The sequence below is a fragment of the Pseudonocardia hispaniensis genome, from assembly GCF_042658695.1.
GTDB classification, from domain to species: Bacteria; Actinomycetota; Actinomycetes; order Mycobacteriales; family Pseudonocardiaceae; genus Pseudonocardia; species Pseudonocardia hispaniensis.
On sequence record NZ_JBHSQW010000033.1, the window covers coordinates 3,495 to 25,487 of the forward strand.

At 70.8% G+C, this 21,993-nt stretch carries 24 protein-coding genes; 9 read left to right on the forward strand and 15 right to left on the reverse strand.

Annotated features, from left to right (window positions below):
• Positions 1-1,045, forward strand: a 1,045-nt coding sequence (locus ACFQE5_RS15390) for a response regulator transcription factor (RefSeq protein ID WP_379585732.1), incomplete at its 5' end; no start/stop codon positions are given.
• Between the two features lie 442 nt (positions 1,046-1,487).
• Here the strand turns inward: ACFQE5_RS15390 and ACFQE5_RS15395 are convergent.
• The 3 genes from ACFQE5_RS15395 to ACFQE5_RS15405 form a co-directional block, all read right to left on the reverse strand.
• Positions 1,488-1,655 (reverse strand): hypothetical protein, encoded by a 168-nt coding sequence (locus ACFQE5_RS15395; RefSeq protein ID WP_379585733.1) that lies wholly within the window; start codon positions 1,653-1,655, stop codon positions 1,488-1,490.
• 173 nt (positions 1,656-1,828) lie between these two features.
• A complete protein-coding gene (amaB, locus tag ACFQE5_RS15400; RefSeq protein ID WP_379585735.1) occupies positions 1,829-3,361 on the reverse strand; it encodes an L-piperidine-6-carboxylate dehydrogenase in 1,533 nt (510 codons plus the stop codon).
• Positions 3,362-3,609: 248 nt separating this feature from the next.
• Positions 3,610-4,083 (reverse strand): MarR family winged helix-turn-helix transcriptional regulator, encoded by a 474-nt coding sequence (locus ACFQE5_RS15405; RefSeq protein WP_379585737.1) that lies wholly within the window; start codon positions 4,081-4,083, stop codon positions 3,610-3,612.
• A 366-nt stretch (positions 4,084-4,449) separates the two neighbouring features.
• On the opposite strand from ACFQE5_RS15405, the gene ACFQE5_RS15410 reads away from it, so the two are divergent.
• Positions 4,450-5,928 (forward strand): aldehyde dehydrogenase, encoded by a 1,479-nt coding sequence (locus tag ACFQE5_RS15410; RefSeq protein WP_379585739.1) that lies wholly within the window; start codon positions 4,450-4,452, stop codon positions 5,926-5,928.
• Positions 5,929-5,941: 13 nt separating this feature from the next.
• Here ACFQE5_RS15410 and ACFQE5_RS15415 read toward each other — a convergent pair whose 3' ends face one another.
• Both ACFQE5_RS15415 and ACFQE5_RS15420 read right to left on the reverse strand, forming a co-directional pair.
• Positions 5,942-6,685, reverse strand: a complete 744-nt coding sequence (locus ACFQE5_RS15415) for a DUF1990 family protein (RefSeq protein ID WP_379585741.1) — start codon at positions 6,683-6,685, stop codon at positions 5,942-5,944.
• Positions 6,640-6,858: a hypothetical protein gene (locus ACFQE5_RS15420; protein ID WP_379585742.1), complete on the reverse strand. Its 219-nt coding sequence runs from the start codon at positions 6,856-6,858 to the stop codon at positions 6,640-6,642. The genes ACFQE5_RS15415 and ACFQE5_RS15420 overlap by 46 nt, the downstream gene beginning before the upstream one ends.
• A gap of 23 nt (positions 6,859-6,881) precedes the next feature.
• Between ACFQE5_RS15420 and ACFQE5_RS15425 the strand changes: the two genes are divergently transcribed.
• A complete protein-coding gene (locus ACFQE5_RS15425) occupies positions 6,882-7,598 on the forward strand; it encodes a hypothetical protein (RefSeq protein ID WP_379585743.1) in 717 nt (238 codons plus the stop codon).
• 10 nt (positions 7,599-7,608) lie between these two features.
• Here the strand turns inward: ACFQE5_RS15425 and ACFQE5_RS15430 are convergent, their stop codons facing one another.
• From ACFQE5_RS15430 to ACFQE5_RS15440, 3 genes are read right to left on the reverse strand one after another with little or no spacing between them, the layout of a single operon-like run.
• Positions 7,609-7,974 (reverse strand): ArsR/SmtB family transcription factor, encoded by a 366-nt coding sequence (locus tag ACFQE5_RS15430; RefSeq protein WP_379585745.1) that lies wholly within the window; start codon positions 7,972-7,974, stop codon positions 7,609-7,611.
• 7 nt (positions 7,975-7,981) lie between these two features.
• Entirely contained in the window at positions 7,982-8,767 is a 786-nt protein-coding gene (locus ACFQE5_RS15435; RefSeq protein WP_379585746.1) for an enoyl-CoA hydratase/isomerase family protein, read from the reverse strand.
• A gap of 7 nt (positions 8,768-8,774) precedes the next feature.
• Positions 8,775-10,253 carry an NAD-dependent succinate-semialdehyde dehydrogenase gene (locus ACFQE5_RS15440; protein ID WP_379585747.1) on the reverse strand — a complete coding sequence of 493 codons (1,479 nt, stop codon included), beginning with the start codon at positions 10,251-10,253 and terminating at the stop codon, positions 8,775-8,777.
• Positions 10,254-10,388: 135 nt separating this feature from the next.
• Here ACFQE5_RS15440 and ACFQE5_RS15445 point away from each other — a divergent pair, with 135 nt between their 5' ends.
• The 4 genes from ACFQE5_RS15445 (at position 10,389) to ACFQE5_RS15460 (ending at position 13,543) form a co-directional block, all read left to right on the forward strand.
• The gene (locus ACFQE5_RS15445) at positions 10,389-10,952 is read left to right on the forward strand and encodes a hypothetical protein (protein WP_379585748.1); all 564 of its coding nucleotides are present in this window, start codon (positions 10,389-10,391) and stop codon (positions 10,950-10,952) included.
• Between the two features lie 51 nt (positions 10,953-11,003).
• A complete protein-coding gene (locus tag ACFQE5_RS15450) occupies positions 11,004-11,987 on the forward strand; it encodes a permease (protein WP_379585749.1) in 984 nt (327 codons plus the stop codon).
• On the forward strand, positions 11,987-12,673 hold the full coding sequence (locus ACFQE5_RS15455) for a TIGR03943 family putative permease subunit (RefSeq protein WP_379585750.1): 687 nt from the start codon (positions 11,987-11,989) through the stop codon (positions 12,671-12,673). The genes ACFQE5_RS15450 and ACFQE5_RS15455 overlap by 1 nt, the downstream gene beginning before the upstream one ends.
• 165 nt (positions 12,674-12,838) lie before the next feature.
• Positions 12,839-13,543 (forward strand): class I SAM-dependent methyltransferase, encoded by a 705-nt coding sequence (locus tag ACFQE5_RS15460; protein ID WP_379585751.1) that lies wholly within the window; start codon positions 12,839-12,841, stop codon positions 13,541-13,543.
• Positions 13,544-13,546: 3 nt separating this feature from the next.
• Here the strand turns inward: ACFQE5_RS15460 and ACFQE5_RS15465 are convergent, their stop codons facing one another.
• The 3 genes from ACFQE5_RS15465 to ACFQE5_RS15475 all read right to left on the reverse strand — a co-directional run bounded on the left by ACFQE5_RS15465 (position 13,547) and on the right by ACFQE5_RS15475 (position 17,377).
• Entirely contained in the window at positions 13,547-13,843 is a 297-nt protein-coding gene (locus ACFQE5_RS15465) for a Dabb family protein (protein WP_379585752.1), read from the reverse strand.
• A 110-nt stretch (positions 13,844-13,953) separates the two neighbouring features.
• Positions 13,954-16,116: a 3-hydroxyacyl-CoA dehydrogenase NAD-binding domain-containing protein gene (locus ACFQE5_RS15470; RefSeq protein ID WP_379585753.1), complete on the reverse strand. Its 2,163-nt coding sequence runs from the start codon at positions 16,114-16,116 to the stop codon at positions 13,954-13,956.
• Positions 16,117-16,156: 40 nt separating this feature from the next.
• Complete coding sequence (locus ACFQE5_RS15475; RefSeq protein ID WP_379585755.1) at positions 16,157-17,377, reverse strand: acetyl-CoA C-acetyltransferase; 1,221 nt, start codon at positions 17,375-17,377, stop codon at positions 16,157-16,159.
• Between the two features lie 99 nt (positions 17,378-17,476).
• On the opposite strand from ACFQE5_RS15475, the gene ACFQE5_RS15480 reads away from it, so the two are divergent.
• Positions 17,477-18,217: a MerR family transcriptional regulator gene (locus tag ACFQE5_RS15480; protein WP_379585757.1), complete on the forward strand. Its 741-nt coding sequence runs from the start codon at positions 17,477-17,479 to the stop codon at positions 18,215-18,217.
• A gap of 91 nt (positions 18,218-18,308) precedes the next feature.
• Positions 18,309-18,728 (forward strand): acyl-CoA thioesterase, encoded by a 420-nt coding sequence (locus ACFQE5_RS15485; RefSeq protein WP_379585759.1) that lies wholly within the window; start codon positions 18,309-18,311, stop codon positions 18,726-18,728.
• A gap of 121 nt (positions 18,729-18,849) precedes the next feature.
• Here the strand turns inward: ACFQE5_RS15485 and ACFQE5_RS15490 are convergent, their stop codons facing one another.
• Genes ACFQE5_RS15490 through dps form a run of 4 tightly spaced genes read right to left on the reverse strand, consistent with a single transcriptional unit; the run spans position 18,850 to position 21,938 of the window.
• Entirely contained in the window at positions 18,850-20,061 is a 1,212-nt protein-coding gene (locus ACFQE5_RS15490) for a fumarylacetoacetate hydrolase family protein (RefSeq protein WP_379585761.1), read from the reverse strand.
• A gap of 42 nt (positions 20,062-20,103) precedes the next feature.
• Positions 20,104-20,856 (reverse strand): enoyl-CoA hydratase/isomerase family protein, encoded by a 753-nt coding sequence (locus ACFQE5_RS15495; RefSeq protein WP_379585763.1) that lies wholly within the window; start codon positions 20,854-20,856, stop codon positions 20,104-20,106.
• 52 nt (positions 20,857-20,908) lie between these two features.
• A complete protein-coding gene (locus tag ACFQE5_RS15500; protein WP_379585765.1) occupies positions 20,909-21,262 on the reverse strand; it encodes a 2Fe-2S iron-sulfur cluster-binding protein in 354 nt (117 codons plus the stop codon).
• A gap of 10 nt (positions 21,263-21,272) precedes the next feature.
• Positions 21,273-21,938, reverse strand: a complete 666-nt coding sequence (gene dps / locus ACFQE5_RS15505; RefSeq protein ID WP_379585767.1) for a DNA protection during starvation protein — start codon at positions 21,936-21,938, stop codon at positions 21,273-21,275.
• Positions 21,939-21,993 lie beyond the last annotated feature (55 nt).

Genomic DNA, 21,993 nt, shown 5'->3' on the forward strand with positions numbered 1-21,993 from the left:
GGACGTCGGCCAGCTCCGTCGGGAGCTAACTCATGCCGAGGCCCAAACCATTTGCGAGTTCGCCGCGATCGCTACCGAAGGTCTTCCTCCACCCGAGGCCGCCGATGCATGGTTCGAAGCCCTCACCCGCATTGTTCCCTATGTCGGGTTGTCGCTGTCGGTCTATTGCCCGCTGACCGGCCGCCACCGCACCATCGCGTCCAGAGGCTACTCACAGAAACTGCTCGACTTCCTCGATGGAAGCTATCTCGCTCAGGACCCCGGGTATCACTGGATGCTCCGGTCGGGGAAGAAGCACTTCAACTGGCTTACTCCCGATTTCGACTACGGGACGAGTCCGTCAGCGGTCGACTGGTTCCGGCCTGCAGGCTACTCCGGAGGTTCGACGAACCACCTTCACAGCCGACAGGGGCGATATGTGGCCAACCTCCACATTAGCTCCGAGGATCCTCGCTGGCCCACCCCACGTTCACTGTCCGTCATCGATCTGATGGCACCAATGTTGTGCGCTGCCGTCGACGATCTCGTCGCTCCGCGACGACTGCTCGACGAACAACCTGCCGGAACGTGCGGAGTCTTGATGTCGCCGACCGGCATCGTGGCCATACCTGGTCGGCCGGAGTGCCAACTGCTCAGCACCGAGGCACTGCTTCGGCACATCCGGCTTCGACTACCAGCTGGGAATCACGCGATCGCATCGGCTGCGCGGTGGCGGTGGCGCGATGGTGCGGGCGTCTGGCACCTCGTGTACACCGCACCGGCGGCCAAAGGCTGGCTCGTCATGCACCGACCGGAGCCGCTTCCGTACCAGCTCACCCCACGTGAACTGGACGTCCTTACCTTCCTGGAGACCGGCGCAACCAACCAGTGGATCGGCCGGCGCCTTGGGATCTCGATGAAGACGGTCGCTCGGCACGTGGAGAACATGATGGCCAAGCTCGAGGTGGCCAGCCGGGTTTCCCTGGCCACGGCAGCACGGACCTTCGGACTCCTCCGAATCGACCTTCATGCCGTCTCCGGGTCCTCGATCCTCTCGCCGGAGTAGCAGGCAGGGCCGCGCCATGCCGACCCCTGCTCCCGCCGCGACCACCGCCATCCGGCCCCGCCGCCTCCGAAGTTGCGGTATCGCCCCGCTCTTCCTCCGTCCCGCGGATCAGGCTGCCACCCGCTTCACCCCGGCCGCCCGCTTGTGTCCTACGTCAGCCTTCGCCTAGATGTACCCAGCCAGGAGGTTGGTGACGGTTGCCGACGACGCTGGAGAATCCGCCCGCCCACCTGGCTCCATCCATGCCCGGGCCCCCGGACGGACCCTCGGCTCAGCAGGCGCCACACCTGCCGACGGGACGGCCGGCAGCCGGGCCCTGGGTTGTGCAGCCGATACGGCTGACGCACCGCGCTCGACCACCGAGGGCCCCGGCGAGGTCAGCCTGCAGACCGCCTCAGGCTCGGTCGGCACTCATGACCGCACCGCCGCTTCCCTCCCCGGGTCAGCCCCGGCGGAACAGGCGACGCATGAGCCGGGCGCCCAGCGACGGGGGCGGCGGACAGTCGCAGCGGTGGCTGGCCGGCACCCCTGCCAGCACCTCTTCCACATGCTGCCCGCACCCGCTGAAGGTGGCCTTCCCGCACGTCTTGCACTGCACCCGCTGACACATGACACTCTCCTCTCGATACCCCATAGGGTATATGGGGCCGGAGGTGGTCGAGAAGAAGGGTCAGGCGGTGGCGTACCCGCTGCTCCCGCGGCGGTCAGCACCTGCCGGCGTCATACCGTTCGCCTCGACGACGTCGAACTCCCTGGCGGACCGTCATCGGACATCCCGGGCGCTCACAGGAAGCTGACGTTCTGCGCCAGGGTGAGGTGACTGGTGTAGTTGACGGTGTTGGTGGCTCGACGCATGTAGGCGCGCCAGGCGTCGGAGCCCGATTCGCGGCCGCCACCGGTCTGCTTCTCGCCGCCGAAGGCGCCACCGATCTCGGCTCCCGACGTGCCGATGTTGACGTTGGCGATGCCGCAGTCCGAGCCGTCGACGGCCAGGAACCGCTCGGCCTCCTGCTGGTCGCGGGTGAAGATCGAGGAAGACAGGCCCTGCGGGACGTCGTTGTGCAGCGCGATCGCCTCGTCGAACCCGTCATAGGTCAGGACGTACAGGATCGGCGCGAACGTCTCCTCCCGCACGACATCCGTCTGTGCGGGCATGCGGACGATCGCGGGCTCGACATAGGCGGCGTCGGGTGCGGAGCCGGTGAGCCGCTGCCCGCCGGTGACGATCTCGGCTCCATCGGCCTGGGCACGTTCGAGCGCCTGCCGCATCTGCTCGCCCGCACGCCGGGAGATGAGCGGTCCGACGAGGGTTCCCTCGTCGAAGGGGTCACCGATCGGCAGCTTGGCGTACGCGGCGGCGAGCCGGTCGACGACCTCGTCGGCGATGTCGTGGTGCACGATCAGCCTGCGCAGGGTGGTGCAGCGCTGGCCGGCGGTCCCGACGGCGGCGAACACGATGCTCCGGATCGCCAGGTCGAGGTCGGCGGAGGGGGTCACCACCGTGGCGTTGTTCCCACCGAGCTCGAGCAGCGACCGTCCGAAGCGGGCGGCCACTCGCGGACCGACCTCGCGGCCCATTCGGGTGGAGCCGGTCGCGCTGACCAGCGCGACCCGGGGGTCGTCGACGACGCGCTCCCCCACCGTCCGATCGGCGATGAGCAGGCGGTGGACGTCGCGGGGCGCGTCGAGCTCGGCGACGGCCCGGTCCAGCAACCGACCGACCGCCAGCGAGGTCAGCGGCGTGAGCTCGGACGGCTTCCACACCACGGTATCGCCGCAGACCAGGGCGATCGCGGCGTTCCACGACCAGACGGCGGCGGGGAAGTTGAAGGCGGAGATCACCCCGACCACTCCGAGCGGGTGCCAGGTCTCGGCGAGGCGGTGGCCCGGCCGCTCGGAAGCGATCGTCCGACCGTAGAGCTGACGGGACAGCCCGACGGCGAAGTCGCAGATGTCGATCATCTCCTGCACCTCGCCGAGCGCCTCGGAGCGGATCTTGCCCACCTCGATGGTGATCAGGTCGGCCAGGTCGTCCTGGTGCTCCCGAAGCAGGTCACCGAGCCTGCGCACGAGTGCGCCGCGGACCGGCGCCGGTGTGGTGCGCCAAGTCCGGAAGGCCTCGGCCGCGGCGGCGATCGCCCGCTCCGCCTCGTCGAGGGTGGTGGCCTCCAGGCCGAACAGGTCATCGCCGGTGATCGGGGTGCGCGCGTGGATGTCCTCGCCCAGCACGAGCGGGACCCCTACCCGCTCAAGGCGGGCGCGGGCCCGATCGCGCAGCGAACCGGTACTCGGCAGCGTCACGATGTTCTCGGTCACTGGTCAACCCTCCATCCCACGGACCATCTACGGAACCTAAATGAATGGGCGATCCTCCGGGGCCGCCGAGCAGGCATCGAGCCGAATGTGCAGCACGAGGAGACCGACACGGCCGCAGCGACCTGCGGTCGGGACTCAGAACTCGGCCAACGTGGACGAGCGTCAGCAAACCTGTTTCCGTTTCGGTCCCCCGTCGCGGAAGGGGGCTCGATCGGGCTGGCGGAAGGACGGTGGTGAAAGGGGCGAGTTCACTGCCGGCCGCGAGAAGCTGAGCTCCGCTCGGGATTCGCGATCTCGCGCAAGGCGGTGAGCGTGCCCCGGAGTTGGCTCATTCGCTCCGAACCCAGATGCGCGGCCCATTCGGCCTCGATCTCGGCGATCGCCGCGCGGGCGACGGCGATGCTGGCGTGTCCGCGCTCGGTGATCCGGATGAGGCGGGCCCGGCGATCATGGGGATCGGCGGTGCGCTCGACATATCCGAGGCGTTCGAGCTGATCCACCAGGATCCCGGCGGTCTGCTTGGTGACCTGGGCCTGCTCGGCCAGGTCGGTCAGGCGACTGCCCTCGGGTGCGATCCGTTGGAAGATCCGCAACTGAGCCGGGGTGGTGTCGCCGAAGCCGGCCGCCGTCGCCGCCTCATTGACCCGGAGGTCCATCGCCCGATATGGCAGATAGAGCAGCACACCAATGTTCAACCCCTCGGCGGACGCGTCCTCAGCCATGGCACCCCTTGACATCGGCCAGAATGCCCCGACGAATCAGTCAGAGCACCCTTACCATCTCAGTGTGAGGTAATCATGACAACCCCGATCCCCTGTCACCTCACGGGGGCACGTTCGACAATCGCGACGTACCGTTCCGGAACGATCGTCCACCTCGGACAGTGAGGTCCTCGACGCCATTCACCTTCGCCTCCGCCGCGACGCACGGCGGTCTGGCGGAAGCCGACGGAGCCGCCGACGTTCTCGGCCGGATTCTTCACCGAAAGCCGACCTCGTTCCCGAGGGCCGGCGGTATCACGTGCGGATACGCTGACGACAACCGGCGGCCCCACGGTCACTGCCTGCCAAGACGTCGAGGAGGACGACATGGCCGAGCAGCTCGAGCACTTCCGGATGCTGATCGGCGGCACGACCGTCGACGCGGTCTCGGGACGCACCTTCGAGTCGCAGAACCCCTACACCGGTCAACCGTGGGCGGTCATCCCCGACGGCGGACCCGAGGACGTCGACGCCGCGGTGGCCGCCGCCCGGGCCGCCCTCGACGGGGAGTGGGGCACCCTGACCGGGTTCGCCCGCGCCGCGCTGCTGCGCAGGCTCGGCGACCTGGTCGCCGAGAACGCCGAGCGACTGGCGAGGCTGGAGGTCAACGACTCCGGCAAGCTGTACCGGGAGATGATCGGGCAGCTCAACGGGCTGGGCGCCTGGTACCACTACTACGCCGGGCTGGCCGACAAGATCGAGGGCAGGCAGATCCCCGCCCCCAACCCCAACTACCTCGTCTACACCCGTCGCGAGCCGGTCGGGGTGGTCGCGGCCATCACCCCATGGAACTCCCCGCTGCTGCTGATGACCTGGAAGCTCGCCCCCGCCCTCGCCGCGGGCTGCACCGTCGTGGTCAAACCCTCCGAGCACTCCCCCGCCTCCACCCTCGGGTTCGCCGAGCTGATCGAGCGGGCCGGGTTCCCGCCCGGGGTGGTCAACGTGGTCACCGGCCTCTCCCGGGAGACCGGCGCCGCGCTGGCCGCGCATCCGGGCGTGGACAAGATCGCCTTCACCGGCTCGACCGCCACCGGTCGCGCCGTCGCCGCGGCCGCCGCCGGAAACATCAACAAGGTCACCCTCGAGCTCGGCGGGAAGTCCCCGCAGATCGTGTTCCCCGACGCGGACCTGGCCGCCGCCGCCAACGGCATCATCGCCGGGGTGTTCGCCGCGACGGGGCAGACCTGCATGGCCGGCTCCCGACTGATCGTGCATGCCGAGGTGCACGATCAGCTCGTCCGGCTGATCGCCGAGCGGGCGGCCACCATCAAGCTGGGCGACCCCACCGCGGCCGACACCGAGATGGGCCCGGTCGCCAACCCCCCGCAGTACCGCAAGGTGCTCGGCTACCTCGACGCCGCCAAGGCCGAGGGCGCCACGATCGCCTACGGCGGCGCCGCCGACCCCGGGCTCGGCGGGCTGTTCGTCCAGCCGACCGTGCTCACCGGCATCACCCCGCAGTCCACCGTCTACCGCGAGGAGGTGTTCGGCCCGGTGCTCGCCGCGCTCACGTTCACCGACGAGGACGAGGCGATCAAACTGGCCAACGACACTCCCTACGGCCTGGCCGGCGCGGTCTGGACCAAGGACGTCCACCGCGCCCACCGGGTCGCCGCGAAAATCAAGGCCGGCAACGTGTGGATCAATGCCTACCGCGTCGTCGCCCCCAGCGTGCCCTTCGGTGGGTTCAAGAACTCCGGGCTCGGCCGGGAGAACGGGCTGCACGCCATCGACGAGTACCTCGAGGAGAAGGCGGTCTGGGTGGAGCTCACCGGCGGCACCCGCGACCCGTTCACCCTGGGCTGACTGTGACGGAACATCAGCGCCCTGGCTGGGGAAACCGGATCGTCCAGGCCTCCGGACGGCCCGGCCCGAGGCCGTCCGGTGCGCGGACGAGACCGTCGGGGCCGGGGCTCGGCGGGACCACCGGAGCGCACACAGATGCGGTCAACCGGCGCAGCGCCCGCCGATAGAACCGCAGCTGTACGCCCCGGCCGAACAGCACGAATCCCAGCCGCAGCAGCGGGTTCGCGATCGGGGCGCGTCGCGAGTGAGCGAGGATCCGGAACTCGACCCGCCCGGTACGCAGCTGCTTCGCGATCTCGTAGGTGAGTCTGCCCTGCTCGAGATGCCCACACAGCGTCTGGTACGACCAGCCGATCGTCCGCTCGGAGCCGGACGGACCATCGCGGATCTCGTCCGTACACGCGGTGATGCGAACGCCAAACAGAAAGCGCAGACGCAGGAAACGTGCCTCCAGCAGCATGTCCCGCCCCAGCAACGCCCCGGGACGGTAGGCGGCGCGCAGGATCCGCGGGTCGAGGAACCCGTAACAGTCCAACAGCGCGGCCGCCGTGGCGACCAGCCCATCCGGCTCCGGCTCCCCCGGCGCCTCCCGGCCGAGTTCCACGACCCGACGGTCCCGATGCCAGCCCGCGGTGACCTGCGGCGGAGCCCGCCTCGCGTCGTAGTTGACGGGCCGATGGCGCAGGTCGGCAAGGGCGGCCGCAAGGTCGTTCAGCGCCTGCCCCCGGCGCCTTCGGCGGTGTCGGCGATCAGCCACAGCATCGGTGGCCACAGCCCGACGAACAACGCGCGGCGCTCGGCGTTGCCCCGCTCGCTCTCGTCGAGGGTCTTGGCGCGGATCCACAGGGTGACGCAGAGCCCGATCGAGGCCAGCGACGCCCCGCGCAGCGGCAGCGCGGCACGACGCGCCGCGATCCGGATGGTCAGCACGGGAAGCGGGTACCACCTTCGTCGTGGTTTCACGCACACGTTCGCGGTCGGCGCCCGGTAGCCGATGGCACCGGACCCTGATCCTGCTCGGCTGGCCCGCCGGGCTGACCCGGATGGCCTGGCGCTACCTGTGGCGCACCACCCCGGTGCATCGCTGCGAGGTCCCGGCGGACGAGACCGACGTACGGCCCATCCCCGACGAGCTGCGCGACGAGGACATCCAGGATGTCGCCGACGGCGTCGGCACGCTGCTGCACCGCCGCTACTGGGTGCTCGTCGAGGGCGCTCGCGCCTCACCCGAGGAAGTGATCGAGCATTTCGCCTGCGGCCCCAACCGGGCCGCACCCGCCGAGATGGCCGTCTTCGACAAGGCCATCGGACCACAGGGGCGGCTGCGGCTCGGCGACGAGTTCCACATCCGGATGCCGGGGCCGTGGGACGGGCCGGTACGGGTGATCGACCGGGGCCCCGCCTCATTCCGGTTCGCGACCCTGCGCGGACACCTCGAGGCGGGCCAGATCGAGTTCCGGGCGCGTACCGAGGGCGCGACGATGCGGATCGAGATCGAGTCCTGGGCTCGGCCCGGCGATCGGCTCTCGGACCTGCTCTTCAACCACCTTCCGCTGGCCAAGGAAACCCAGCTGACCCTGTGGGTCGAGACGTGCCTGCGCCTGGCCCAGGCGACCGGCGGGCGGACCCGCGACGGGGTGCATGTCCACACCCGGCGCATCCGGTGCTGACGTCGTGTGATCACCAGGTGGGCAGCTCCGCGTCGGCCGCGGCGGACGTCACCGCGACGGTCCGGCTCACCGCCGCGGTCGCCCGCTGCCCCGGCGCCAGGTCCGCCAGCTCCGCGACGAGTCCGCGCAGCGCGTCGCGCCGCAACGCGTAGAAACGGTTGCGGCCCTGTTTACGCACCGCCACCAGTCCCGCCTCGACCAGGATCCGGACATGGTGGGAGATCGTCGACTTCGAGATCGGCAACGTCTCCTCCAGCCTGGCGCAGGCGAGCTCCCCGACCCCGGCCAGCTGCCGGATGATCTCCCATCGCACGGGATCACCGAGCGCCCGCAGGACGTCCGGGGTCGACGGCGGTTCGGTCTGCGATCCGGACATGCTCCTCCTACGTCCCGGTGAAGCGGGGCGGCCGTCGCTCCCGCCGGGCCTGCACGCCCTCGTGCAGGTCCGCGGTCGCCATCGTCACGGGCTGGGCGAGGGCCTCCCACTGCAGGGCTTCGGCCAGACCGGCGACCGACCGTTCGAGCCCCGCCTTGGTCAGCCGGGTCGCGATCGGCGCCGCCCGCGCGATCCGTTCGGCCGCCTGGAGCGCAAGAGCCAGCGCGTCGTCGCCGACGTCGGTGGCCAGTCCCCACTCCACGGCCCGCTGCCCGCCGACCTCCCGGCCGGTGTAGAGCATGTCGCGGGCGCGCGCGACGCCGACGGCCTCCGGTAACAGCCAGGTCGCACCCATCCCGCCATGGGTACCGAGGTGGATGAACGGGGCGGAGAAGACCGTGTCCGGGCCTGCGTAGCGCAGGTCGCAGGCCAGCGCGAGGCACAACCCGGCCCCGATCGCGGGCCCGTTGACCGCCGCGACCACCGGGATCGCGAGCTCACGAGGGGCCAGCCAGGACCGGTAGAACGGCAGCATCCGGTCCCGGAGCCGGTCCGGCGTGACGTCCCCGGCCGCACCCTGGTCGAGCCAGGACAGATCCGCGCCCGCACAGAACGTGTTGCCCGCGCCGGTCACGACCAGCACCCGCGCCTCGTCGTCGCACCGGACCGCCTCGATCGCGTCGACCCAGGCGGCGGTGAGCTCGGCGGTCATGGCGTTGCGCACCGCGGGCCGGTTCAGCGTGACCAGCCGCAACCCCGGCCCCGGTTCGGTGAGCAGGACGGCATCGCTCATCGCGCGGTCAGATGCTCAGGCCGACGAGCTTGGTCTCCAGGTACTCCCGGATGCCCTCCTGAGCGCCCTCCCGGCCGAGGCCGCTCTCACCCCTTCCGCCGAACGGGGCGGCCGCCGACGTCGGGTTGATGTCGTTGATCCCGACCATCCCGAACCGCAGGGCCTCGGCCGTGCGCAGGGCCCGCGCCAGGTCCTTGGTGTAGACGTACGACGCGAGCCCGTAGCGGGTGTCGTTGGCCATCTCGATGACCTCGGCCTCGCTCTCGAACGTCACCACCGGCGCGATCGGACCGAACGTCTCCTCGCGGTACATCGTCATGTCGGGGGTGACGCCGGTGACCACGGTCGGCGCGAAGAACCATCCGCCGTCGAGTCCGTCACCGGTCAGCCGGTGCCCGCCGGTGACCACGGTCGCCCCCTTCCGCACCGCGTCCGAGACCTGCGCCTGCATGCGGCTGAACGCGCTTCCGTCGATCAGCGGGCCGACGCTGACGCCGTCGTCGACACCGCGGCCCGCCTTCATCGACTCGACCCGGCGGCGGAGGGTCTCGACGAACTCGTCGGCGATCGACCGATGCACGTACAGCCGGTTCGGGGAGATGCAGGCCTGCCCGGTGTTCAGCAGCTTGACCAGCGCGGCGCCCTTGGCCGCGTGCACCGGGTCGGCGTCCGGGAAGACGATGAACGGCGCGTGCCCGCCGAGCTCCAACGAGACCCGCTTCATCTGGTCGGCGGCCCGCGCGGCCAGGAACTTGCCGACCTCGGTGGAGCCGGTGAAGGTCAGCTTGGCGACGGAGCGGTGGGTCAGCAGCGCCTCCCCGACCGGCTTCGGATCCCGGGCGGTGACCAGGTTCGCCACCCCGGCGGGGACGCCCGCCTCCTCGAGGATGCGGAACACGGCGATCGCGCAGAGCGGGGTCTGCTCGGCGGGCTTGAGCACGACGGAGCAGCCCGCGGCGAGCGCGGGCGCAACCTTACGGGTGATCATCGAGATCGGGTAGTTCCACGGCGTGATCGCCCCGACGACCCCGACCGGCTGCTCCATGACGATGAACCGCTGGTCGGAGCGCGCCGACGGGATGGTCCGGCCGTAGACCCGCTTGGCCTCCTCGGCGAACCAGAGCAGGAAGTCCGCCGCGTAGCGGACCTCGGTCCGGGCGGCACGCAGCGGCTTGCCCTGCTCGGCTGTCATCAGCCGGGCCAGTTCCTCGGTCCGCTCGCACATCAGCCGATGGGCGGCCTGCAGCACCGCCGCCCGTTCGTAGGCGGTGCGCACCGACCACTCGGGGAAGGCCGACGCGGCGGCCTCGATCGCGGCCTCGGCGTCGACGCCGCCCGCATCGGCGACCGTCGCCAGCGGCGCGCCGGTGGCCGGGTCGTGCACCTCGAAGGTGGATCCGGACGTCGCCGGCCGCCAGGTCCCGCCGACGTAGAGGGACTCGATCGGTATCGAGGGGTCGGCCTGCAGGACCGTCGCCGTATCCATCTGTGACCTCCGTGTTCGAGCGGGATCGTTCGTTCCGACTATATTTCGACCGATATGCTAATCAACGACCAGAGCGGCGTGAATAGTTCGATATTCATCACAGCATCTTCCGGGGGCGAGGAGCGGAGGAGCCCCGTGGACGGCCGGCGGATCGCCGAGCTCGCCGCCGCCGTGCGTGGCGGCCGGCGAGCCGACCGGCGGCTCGTCACGGTCGACGGCTTCTCCGGGGCGGGCAAGACCGAACTGGCCACCCACCTCGGCGTGGCACTCGATGCCCCGGTGCTCACCCTCGAGGAGCTCTACCCCGGCTGGGACGGGCTCGCCGACGCCGTTCCGCTGGCCGTCGAATGGATCGCCGAGCCGCTCGCGGCGGGCCGGCCGGCTCGGTGGCGAGTGTGGGACTGGGAACGCGGGGTTCGCGGTGCGTGGCACGAACTCGCCGCCGTTCCGCTCGTCGTGCTGGAGGGCTGTGGCGCGGGGGCTCGTGCGCTGCGACCGTTCACCAGGGTGGCGATCTGGGTCGACGCGCCGCCGGAGCAGCGCGAACGCAGGCTGCGGGCGCGCGCCGACTGGCCGGGATACGCCCCGTTCCGCACCCGGTGGGCGGCCCAGGAGGAGGCGTTCCACGCGCGTGAGCGCACCCGTGAGCGGGCCGACGTCATCGTCGACAACAGCGAGATCGTCAACAACAGCGACTGATCCTTCCGATCCGGCCCCGCGGCCCCGGCCCGGCTGGCAGCATGCGCGGCCGTGCCCACCCGGACGACCCCGCGGATCACGTCGTTGCACCTGTTCTGCGCGGTCCTCGTCGCGGCGCTCGCGGCTCGACCGCTGATCATCGCGGCGCTCGACGTCGCGGTGCTGCGGACCGCGGCGACCGTGTTCGTCGCGGTCTGCGTACAGGCGCTGCCCTTCCTCGTGCTCGGCGTGCTGCTCTCCGGCGCGATCGCGGCGTTCGTGACGCCCGCGGTCCTGCGTGGGCTGCTACCGGCCCGGCCGTCGGTCGCGGTCCCGGCCGCCGGCCTCGCGGGGCTCGTGCTACCCGGCTGCGAATGCGCGTCGGTGCCGGTGGCGCGCCGGCTGATCGGGCAGGGCGTCCCGGACGCGGCGGCACTCGCGTTCCTGCTCGCCGCGCCCGCGGTGAACCCGGTCGTCCTGGTCGCGACGGCCGTCGCGTTCCCCGGCGAACCGGCGATGGTCGGCGCGCGGCTGCTCGGCTCGCTCGCGACGGCCTGCGCGATGGGCTGGCTGTGGCAGCGGGTCGGGAGGCACGAATGGATCATCGAGCGGGCCCGGCGTCCCGCCGCGATGCCGTCCGGGACCGGCCGATGGGCGGTCCTGGTCGAAACCGCGCGGCACGACCTGGTCGCGGCGGGTGGGTTCCTCGTGCTGGGTGGGCTGGCCGCGGCCGCACTGTCGGTCCTGGTTCCGGCCGAGTGGCTGGCCGGGCTGTCCGGGCAATGGCTGCTCGCGGTGCCGGTGATGGCCGCGCTGGCGGTCGTGCTGGCGCTGTGCAGCGAGGCCGACGCATTCGTCGCGGCGTCGCTGTCGATGCTGCCGCTGGTGCCACGGCTGGTGTTCCTCGTCGTGGGCCCCGCCGTCGACGTCAAGCTCATCGCGTTGCAGGCGGGTACGTTCGGCCGGGCGTTCGCGCTGCGCTTCGCACCGGCCACGCTCGCGGTCGCCGTGCTGTGCGCGATCGCTGCCGGGCTGTTCCTGCTGGGGCCGCGGTGATGCGCCGCGACACCCAGCACGTGCTGCTGCTGCTGCTCGGCGGCGCGCTGGTGCGCATCGCGGCCGACGACACCTACCTGCGCTATGTCCGCCCGTCGCACCGCTGGTGGCTGCTGGCGGCGGGCGCGGTGATGATCGCGCTCGCCGCGGCCGCACTCGTCCGCGACCTGCGTGGAGTGGGGTCCGCCGACGGCCACAGCCACGGCGCCCCGCACAGCGCGTGGCTGCTCCTGCTGCCGGTGCTGGTGATCGTCCTGGTGGCACCGCCCGCGCTCGGGGCCGACGCCGTCGATCGCAGCCGAGGGATCGCCCTGCGCAGCACCGAGATCTACCCGCCACTGCCGCCGGGGCCGCTCGAACTCAGCATCGGGGAAGTGGTCGAGCGGTCGGTGTGGGACGAGGCCCGCTCGCTCGACGACCGTGCAGTCGTCCTGACCGGGTTCGTCGTGCGCCGCGGCCCGGACACCCTGTTGGCCCGCATCGCGATCGCCTGCTGCGCCGCCGACGCCCGGCCGCATGTCATCCGGCTGCTCGGCCCCGTCGGCGCCCCACCGCCGGACAGCTGGCTGCGGATCCGCGGAACGGTCGCGCCGGGCAGCGCGACGCGGGCCAACGGCTACACCCCCGATCTGATCGTCGAGGATGTCGCGGTCGTGCCCGCGCCCGCCGATCCGTACGAGTACTGATCCGGACGTTCAGGGCGTCGACGAGCAGCCCGGGGCGAAGTGGATCCGGCGTCAAGCCGGGCCGGGCGAGAGATCGTCCTACTCAGCACAGTGTTCGGCACAGCCGCCGAGGCCTGCAACGTCCAGGATGGGTCACGACCGTCCGGCGATTCGAAAGGTCGAGTCATGAACAAGGCGACCGGCGCTGTCCGTAGGTCGAGCCACCGCCACCGCCGCACACCTCACGACTACCTCCCCGGCTGCGCGCACGATCGACTCCTCCCGCTCTACGACCTGGTCCAGCGGCTGTTCGGAGTGCCCGAACAGCACCGGACCCTCGTCGATTTCGCGGGCCTGAACCGCAGCAGGCGGACGCTGGAGATCGGGTGCGGCACGGGAAACCTGGCGATCCTCGCCAAGCGGCTCCACCCGGAGACGGAAATGGTCGGGATCGACCCGGACCAGCTCGCGCTCACGAGAGCGCGACACAAAGCGAGCCGCGGCGGCATCGCCATCAGCTTCGACCACGGGTACGGCCAGGACCTCCCCTACCCGGACGCCACGTTCGACCGCGTGCTCTCGGCATTCATGTTCCACCACCTCGAACCCGACACGAAGCGCGCGACGTTGCGCGAGGCGCTGCGCGTGCTCACCCCGGGCGGGTCCCTGCATCTCGTCGACTTCGGGGGACGGGTGCGCGCCACCGACGGGCTGATGGCCCGGCTGCAACGTCGCTCCCAGCGGGTGCGCGACAACCTCGGCGACGCTATCCCCAACCTGATGCGCGAGGCAGGCTTCACCGATCCCGCCGAGCTCACGTCGCGGGTGAGCTGGGCCGGCCGGATCACCTTCTACGAGGCGGTCCGGGGCATCCCCGGTTCAACGGGGTGACGATCAGCCGGGCAACCGGAACTGGATCCGGTCGATGGACTCGACGATCGGGGCGAACAGCTCGCGGCGGATCCGATTGTGCTCCTCGTCGAGGTCATAACGCCGGTAGGCCTCCTCGTCGAGGAGATCGACGGTGATCGCGAACGTCGCGTTGCCCTCGCGCAGCCCGAGATCGAGTCCGGCCACCGCGTCGAGCTCGACGCCCTCGACCCGCAGCTCGCGGATCGCCTGCAGCGCCGCCTGGACCTGCTCTGCCGAGATGCCGTCGCGAACCCGGCCGACCACCACATTGCGGATCACGGCAACAGGCTGTCACACCCCGCGGGCGTCGGGGGTGCCGCCCCGGCACCCCCGACTCGCTCGCGGAAATACCGCGACTCGCGCACGGAAATACCGCGACTCGCGGGGACTCAGGCAGCGGCCCGCGGGGCTCGGGACCGCAGCGAGGCCGGAACCGTGAAGCGCTCGCCGTACTTCGCGGCGAACTCGTCGGCGCGCGCGACGAAACCGGCCACCCCACCCGGGTAACCCTCGATGTACTGCAGCACCCCGCCGGTCCAGGCCGGGAAGCCGATGCCGAAGATCGAGCCGATGTTCGCGTCGGGCACCGAGGTGAGCACCCCCTCGTCGAGGCACTTCTGGGACTCGATGGCCTCGACGAACAGCATCCGCTCGGACAGCTCCTGCAGCTCGACCTCGTGGTTGGTGGCGCCGAACTCCGAGCGCAGCCCGGGCCACAGCCGCGTCCGCTTGCCGTCGGCGTACTCGTAGAACCCGGCGCCTGCGCTCTTGCCCGTGCGGTCGAACTCCTCGACGAGCCGGTCGATCACCGCCTCGGCCGGATGCGGGGTCCACGTCCCGCCCGCGGCCTCGACCGCGGCCCTCGACTCCTGACGGATCTTGCGTGGCAACGTGAGGGTGAGCTCGTCCATCAGCTGCAGCACCGGGGCCGGGTAGCCGGCCTGGGCGGAGGCCTGCTCGATGGTCTGCGGGTCGATGCCCTCGGCGATCATCGCGACGCCCTCGTTGAGGAAGGTGCCGATGACGCGGCTGGTGAAGAACCCCCGGCTGTCGTTGACGACGATCGGCGTCTTGCGCATCCCCTGCGTCACGTCGAACGCCTTGGCCAGCGCGGCGTCCGAGGTCTGCTCGCCGCGGATGATCTCCACGAGCGGCATCTTGTCGACCGGGGAGAAGAAGTGCAGACCGATGAAGTCGCCCGGCCGATCGACGCCCCGGGCCAGCTCGGTGATCGGCAGCGTCGAGGTGTTGGAGCACAGCAGCGCGTCCGGCCGGACGACCGTCACCGCCTCCTGGAACACCTGATGCTTGAGCTCGACGGACTCGAACACGGCCTCGATGACCATGTCGCAACCCGCGAGGTCGGCGTAGTCGTCCGTGGGGTGGATACGGGCCAGCAGCGCGTCACCCTTGTCCTGGGTGGTCTTCCCGCGCTGAACGCCCTTGGCGACCAAGTTCTCCGAGTACGCCTTGCCCTTGCGGGCGGCGTCGAGCGAGACGTCCTTGAGCACGACCTCCCAGCCCGACAGCGCGCAGACGTAGGCGATGCCCGCGCCCATCATCCCGGCGCCGAGCACGGCCACCTTCGTCGGCTGCCACTTCTCGTGGCCCTGGGGGCGCGAGCCGCCGCCGTTGATGTGCTGCAGGTCGAAGAAGAACGCCTTCGTCATGTTCTTCGCGACCTGGCCGGTGACCAGCTCGGTGAAGTACCGCCCCTCGATCCGCAGCGCCGTGTCGAAGTCGACCTGGGTGCCCTCGACGGCGGCGGCCAGGATGTTGCGCGGGGCCGGCATCGGCGCACCCTTGAGCTGCTTGCGCAGATTGGCCGGGAACGCGGGCAGGAACGCCGCCAGCTTCGGGTTCGACGGGGTGCCGCCGGGGATCTTGTATCCCGGCTTGTCCCACGGCTGCGCGGCGTCCGGGTTGGCCCCGATCCAGGCCCGCGCCTTGTCCATCATCTCCTCGGGCGTCGAGGCGAGCTCGTCGATGATGCCGATCTCGAGCGCCGCCGCGGGCTTGTGCCGCTGGCCCTGCGCCAGCACCTTCATGAAGCCGTCGGCGATGCCGAGCATCCGGGTGATCCGGGTGACGCCGCCACCGCCGGGCAGCAGCCCGAGCGTGACCTCCGGCAGCCCGTAGACCACGCCCTTGGCGTCGAGCCCGATGCGGTGGTGACAGGCCAGCCCGATCTCCAGCCCTCCGCCGAGCGCGGTGCCGTTCATGGCCGCGACCACCGGCCTGCCGAGGGTCTCCAGCTTGCGCAGCTGGGCCTTGATCTCGGTGACCCTCTCCATGATCAGCGGGGCGTCCGCGGGGGTGGCCTTGCTCAGGGTCTCCAGGTCACCGCCTGCGAAGAAGGTCTTCTTCGCGGACGTGATGATCACTCCGGAGATCTCGTCCTTGGCCGCCACCAGCTCGTCGACGACCTGGCCCATCGCCGCTGAGTAGCGGTCGTTCATGGTGTTGGCACTGCGACCGGGGTCGTCGAGGGTGACGATCGCGATCCCGTCCGCGCCGCGCTCCCAGCGGACGGCGGCCTGCTGCTCACTCACTGCTTCCAGTCCAATCTGTGGTGCCGCTTGCGCGGGATGGTCAGACGCGCTCGATGATCGTGGCGATACCCATGCCGCCGCCGACGCACAACGTCGCGAGGCCGTAGCGGAGGTCGCGGCGCTCGAGCTCGTCGAGCAGGGTGCCGAGGATCATCGCTCCGGTGGCGCCCAGCGGGTGCCCCATCGCGATGGCGCCACCGTTGACGTTGGTCTTGTCGTGCGAGATTCCCATGTCGCGCATGTACCGCAGCGCCACCGCGGCGAACGCCTCGTTGATCTCGAACAGGTCGATGTCCTCGACGGTCAACCCGGCCTTGGCCAGCGCCTTGCGGCTCGCCGGCGCCGGGCCGGTGAGCATGATCGTCGGGTCGGCGCCGGACAGCGCGGTGGCCACGATGCGGGCCCGCGGGCGCAGGCCCGCGGCCTTTCCCGCCGCCTCGGTGCCGATGAGACACAGGGCCGCACCGTCGACGATGCCGGACGAGTTTCCGGCGTGGTGCACATGATCGATCTTCTCGATCCAGTGATAGCGCTGCAGCGCAACGGCATCGAAGCCGCCCGCCTCACCCATCATCGCGAACGACGGGGTCAACCCGGCCAACGACTCCAGGCTGGCATTGGCGCGGATGTGCTCGTCGCGGTCGAGGATCGTCAGGCCGTTTCGGTCCTTGATGGGGACGACCGAACGGGCGAAGTAGCCGTTGGCCCACGCCTTGGCCGCGCGGGTCTGGGACTCGACCGCGAAGGTGTCGACGTCGGTGCGGCTGAAGCCCTCGATGGTCGCGATGAGGTCCGCGCCGATGCCCTGCGGCACGAACCCCGTCTCGTAGCTGGTTTCCGGGTCCATCGCCCAGGCGCCCCCGTCGGAGCCCATCGGCACGCGCGACATCGACTCGACGCCACCCGCGAGGACCATGTCCTCCATCCCGGAGCGGACCTTCTGTGCGGCGACGTTCACGGCCTCCAGACCCGAGGCACAGAACCGGTTGAGCTGCACGCCGGCGACGGTGTCGGGCAGTCCCGCCGCGATCGCGGCCGTCTTGGCGATATCGCCGCCCTGGTCGCCGATGGGCGAGACGACCCCGAGCACGACGTCGTCGATGACGGCCGGGTCGAGCTCGGGGAACCGGGCGCGGATCTCCTGGATCAACCCGATGACCAGAGAGACCGGCTTGACCTCGTACAGCGATCCTGAGGCCTTGCCCCGGCCGCGCGGGGTGCGGATGGCGTCGTAGACGTACGCCTCGGGGATCTCGCTCATTGCGAACCTCTCGTCTGCTGGTGCCAACGATGCGGACACTCTCCCTCTTTGTTACAGCAGTACTGTCACATAGGTCAAGGACTGCCGTAACCTGCTCCCATGGCAGCGCCGTCCCCGCCGTCCCCGTCCGCCCAGCCCGCTGAGCCCGAGTCGCTCACCATCGACGAGCTGGCCGAGCGCAGCGGTATCACGGTCCGCACGATCCGCTTCTATGCCGGCCGCGGCCTGCTCCCCCCGCCTCGGCTGCGCGGGCGCACCGGGTTGTACGGCCCCGCGCACCTGGCCCGGCTGGAGCTGGTCAGCGAACTGTCCGCGCTCGGGTTCACGCTTGCCGCGATCGAGCGCTACCTACAGCGGATACCTCCCGCCGCGGCCGCCGAGGAGCTCGCGTTGCAACGGGCGCTGCTGAGCCCGTGGGTACCCGAGCAGATCGAGGAGGTCGACCGCGCCGACCTCGAACTCCGGACCGGCCGTCCACTCGACGACGACGCCCTCGCGGCGTTGGAGGCGCTCGGGGTCCTGGAGCGGCTGGAGTCCGGCCGGATGCGGCTGCGCGGCCCGCTCGGCCCCGGGCTGGACATGCTCGACTCCGGGCTGCCCACCCACCTGCTGCGCGACTCGTACGAACTGATCGAGAAGCACACCACGGCGCTCGCCGAGGATCTGATGGCGCTGTTCCAACGCCAGGTCCTGCAGCCCTACCGCGACGCCGGGCGTCCCGCCGAGGAGCGCAGCCGGCTCGCCGCCATGCTCAGCAGGCTCAAACCGATCACCGTGCAGGGCATCGTCACGGCGTTCGGCCGCGCGGTCAACCAGACCATCCGCGACCGGATCGGCTGACCCGCACCTGAGCGGCGCACGCGTCGCCCGGCGGCACGTGCGCGGCTCGAGCGGCGGCAGGTCACGCCCGCCGGGCGCATACGCTCGCGGGGTGGCTGATGTCTTCCTGCACCCGGTCAACGTGCGCTATCTCGAGGTCGATGCGCAGGGCGTCGTCTTCAACTCCTGGTACCTCGCGTACTTCGACGACGCGATGACGGCGTTCCTGCTCGACCGCGGGCTGCCCTACCGGCGCATGACGGAGGCAGGCTACGACGTGCAACTCGTTCGCTCGGAGATCGACTGGAAGGCCGGGATCGGCTGGGGCGACGAGGTCGTCGTCGCGGTGTCGACGGCGAAGCTCGGACGGACCAGCTTCGCGCTCGACTTCGAGGTTCGCCGGGCCGGTGAGGTCACGTGCACCGGGCGGACGGTCTACGTGGTGATCGCCACCGACGGCTCGGGCAAGCGCGAGATCCCACCCCTGATCGCCGACGCCCTGGGCGAACCCGCGCCCCTGCTCCCGGTCTAGCCCGGCTTCGGCCCCGCCGGTGCCGGGGCGGCCCACCCACCAGCCTTGATCACCATTGGGGAGCCGCAAGCCGCGCGAATCGCGGCCGAAGCCGCCCACACGCCGATCACGGCGGGGCGGGTCAGATCCTCGACGTCGTGGGCAGGATCGTGCCGCGAACCTCGCCGAGCGACAGCCGCCCGCCACCGACCGCGGGGCCGGTCGCCGTGATCACCACCTCGTCGCCGTCGCACAGATAGGCGCGCGACGAGCCGTCGGCCAGGCTCACCGGTTCGGCGCCGTTCCTGGACAGCTCGAGAAAGCAGCCGCGCTGCTCGCGGCGGGCGCCCGAGACGGTGCCGGAACCGAGTAGATCACCCCCACGCAGCGACGCCCCGTTCGACGTCAGATGTGCGATGAGCTGTGCGGGCGTCCAGTACAGGTCGGCGGCAGGTGGACTGGACACCAGCTCGCCGTTCAACCAGATCTCCAGCGTCAGGTCCAGCCCGCGGTCCGTGGGCCCCAGCAGGTAGGGCAGCGGCTGGGGATCGCGTGGCGGCGGATCGATCCAGGCGGCCGCGAGCTCGTCGAGCGGGGTGATCCACGCCGAGATCGACGTCGCGAACGACTTGCCCAGCAGCGGTCCGAGCGGCCGGGACTCCCAGGCCTGGATGTCGCGGGCCGACCAGTCGTTGAGGAGCACGACGCCGAAAATGTGGTCGAGCGCGTGCGCCAGCTCGACCGGCTCCCCGGGGACGCCGCCCGAACCGCCGAGGACGTACCCGATCTCGGCCTCGACATCGAGCGCACCGGTCGGTCCCGCATCGCCCGGCCCGCGTTGGCCGACCGGCCGCACCACCGGGGTCCCGCTGACGACGACGGTGCCCGCGCGCCCGTGGTATCCGAGGGGCAGGTGCTTCCAGTTGGGGGTGAGTGGCTCCGCGTGGGGCCGGTAGATCCTCCCGACGTTGACCGCATGCTGCTCGCAGGCGAAGAAGTCGACGTAGTCAGCGACGGTGAACGGCAGCACCGGGACCACCCCGGTGGCAGGCAGCAGGTGCCCGCTCAGCCGATCGGGGTCGGCCAGTTGCTCCGCCAGCCACCCGAAGACCTCCCGCCAGGCCGGACGCCCGGCGGCGAGCAACCCATCGAGGTTGGGCCGGTGCAGCAGCGCCGCGTGCGGCCCGTTCTCGGCGACCGCCAACGACGCGATGTCGAGCACCGCGTCGCCCACCGGTGCCGCGATCCGCGACGGGCCCGGCCGCCCGCTCCCGGCCACCACCCCGAGCGCCATGCCGAGCGGGGGCCTGAGGTGCGCGCCTGCTGGATGCGGGTGGGGGCTGCCGAGCGACATGCCTCACCGTATCGGCCCCGCCGCAGCGCGGCAGCGCCCAATTCAGCGCCGGGTGATCGACTCCAGGTAGCGGGCGGTCCAGCCGTCGGTGGCCCGACTGCTCCATAGCTGGATCGCGGTGGCGTCGTCGTCGGCGTAGCGCGCGGTCCGTTCGAGCGCCTCGCGGCGCAGCTGGGTCTTGGTGGCGGCGAACGTGTCGGCGGGCGCCTGTTCGGCCAGCTCGCGCGCCGCCTGCACGGCGCGGGCGAGCAGGTCGTCGCCCTCGACGAGGTCGTCCACCAGCCCGAGGGCCTTGGCCTCGGTGGGCGGATATGTCCGGGCGCCGAGCACCAGCCTGCGGGCCGCGACCTCCCCCACGGCGTAGCGCAGCACCTCCAGCGCGATCCGCGGGAACGGCACCCCGACCTTGATCTCCGGGACCCCGATGCGGCCCTTGCCGTCGGTCATCAGCGTGACATCGGCGGTGGCGGCGAGCACGCAGCCGCCGGCGATCGCATGCCCGTTGACGGCCGCGACCACGGGTGTGGTCAGCTCGAAGGCGGCCTGGAAGCAGCCGGCGAGCGCGGGCAAGAACCGTTTCACGTAGTCGGCGCCGCCGTCGAGGAAGCGACGAAGATCCACTCCCGCGGAGAATGACGACCCGCTGCCGATGAGGACGACGGCGCGCGCCGGATCGGTGACCAGCGAGTGGAACTGCGCGATCAAGCTCTCGCACAGCTCCAGGTCCATGGCGTTCACCGGCCCGTGGGCCAGCCGCAGCACCGCGATGTCTCCGTCGTCCGAACGCTCGATCATGGCGAGGAACCTAGCCGCGATGGCGGGCGAAGTCATCGCGGCCGACCGCGTCTCACACCGCGTACGGGGTCGGGAGGCGGTGGGCGAGGCGGTGATCGCGCATGGCGCTGCCCTGGTGGGTGCGCAGCCGCAGGTCGCTGCGCGGGGTGGCGCGACAGATCAGCGCGAAACCCGCCTGGCGATCGGCCGGGAAGTAGCGCTGGGCATCGGAATGGTCGAGCTCACCGTCCAGGACGCGGACCGCGCAGGCCAGATCCCAGCCCACCTCGCAGCGGCTCGGTAGGTCGAGCCCGGCCCGGCGGGCGGCGGCGAGGACGTACTCGTCGCCGTGTGCGCTGATGGTGCGCTCGCGTCCATCGGGCAGCTCGAACGTGACGTTGAAGGTGTCCTGCTCGTTCCGGGGCACGGACCGCTCGTCAGTTTCCGGCACCGCCATGGTGGAAGGCCCGGTTGCGTGAGTACGGGGCCTCGCCCGGTGCGCCGCGCCGGAAGTGGCCGGACGGCTGGACCTGCCCGTCGCGTTCCATGGCGAGCAGCTCGACGAACCAGGCTTCGTGTTCGATCTCCTCGTTCAGGATTCGCGCGGCCAGGTCGTAGGTGCGCGGATCCTTGCCGGCACAGATGTCACAGATCTCCTGCCAGGAGCGGATCGCGCACCGCTCGGCCTCCAGCAGCACGGTGAGGATGTCGGCCGCCGAGGGTGGCTGCTCGGGCGGATGCGCGCCGTTGTCGGTGCCCGGCAGGTAGGCGTGCGGGCAGCCGGCCCGGTCGGCGAACTCGTGCAGGCTATAGGGCAATGATCCGCCCAATTCGTAGATGCGCGGCAGGATCAGTTCGTAGTGCTGGCGGTCCTCCAGCCGGGCATCCTCGCAGATCTCCTTGTAATCCTCGTGCCCGGCCAGATACATCCGGAGAATGGAGTAGTAATAGTACGTCGAGGCGAACTCCGCGGCCGCATTGTCGATCAGCTTCTGGATCAGCTGTTCGACGTCGATCCCCCGTTGCCGCAGCATCTCGACCCCGACCCGACGGGTGACATCGCCAGGGGCAACCGTCCCTGCGGCGTGCGGCTTCTCCGTCATGACGACCCTCCTGCGTAAACGTTGGCGCGCACGGAGTTATCCCGATCCGGTGGTA

Coding starts and splice junctions, on each gene's coding strand:
- ACFQE5_RS15395 (WP_379585733.1), bottom strand. CDS start 1,655: ATGTGTCAGCGGGTGCAGTGCAAGACGTGCGGGAAGGCCACCTTCAGC.
- ACFQE5_RS15455 (WP_379585750.1), top strand. CDS start 11,987: ATGCGCCGCGACACCCAGCACGTGCTGCTGCTGCTGCTCGGCGGCGCG.
- ACFQE5_RS15460 (WP_379585751.1), top strand. CDS start 12,839: ATGAACAAGGCGACCGGCGCTGTCCGTAGGTCGAGCCACCGCCACCGC.
- ACFQE5_RS15430 (WP_379585745.1), bottom strand. CDS start 7,974: ATGTCCGGATCGCAGACCGAACCGCCGTCGACCCCGGACGTCCTGCGG.
- ACFQE5_RS15495 (WP_379585763.1), bottom strand. CDS start 20,856: ATGATCGAGCGTTCGGACGACGGAGACATCGCGGTGCTGCGGCTGGCC.
- ACFQE5_RS15480 (WP_379585757.1), top strand. CDS start 17,477: ATGGCAGCGCCGTCCCCGCCGTCCCCGTCCGCCCAGCCCGCTGAGCCC.
- ACFQE5_RS15490 (WP_379585761.1), bottom strand. CDS start 20,061: ATGTCGCTCGGCAGCCCCCACCCGCATCCAGCAGGCGCGCACCTCAGG.
- ACFQE5_RS15410 (WP_379585739.1), top strand. CDS start 4,450: ATGGCCGAGCAGCTCGAGCACTTCCGGATGCTGATCGGCGGCACGACC.
- ACFQE5_RS15435 (WP_379585746.1), bottom strand. CDS start 8,767: ATGAGCGATGCCGTCCTGCTCACCGAACCGGGGCCGGGGTTGCGGCTG.
- ACFQE5_RS15475 (WP_379585755.1), bottom strand. CDS start 17,377: ATGAGCGAGATCCCCGAGGCGTACGTCTACGACGCCATCCGCACCCCG.
- ACFQE5_RS15405 (WP_379585737.1), bottom strand. CDS start 4,083: ATGGCTGAGGACGCGTCCGCCGAGGGGTTGAACATTGGTGTGCTGCTC.
- ACFQE5_RS15440 (WP_379585747.1), bottom strand. CDS start 10,253: ATGGATACGGCGACGGTCCTGCAGGCCGACCCCTCGATACCGATCGAG.
- dps (WP_379585767.1), bottom strand. CDS start 21,938: ATGACGGAGAAGCCGCACGCCGCAGGGACGGTTGCCCCTGGCGATGTC.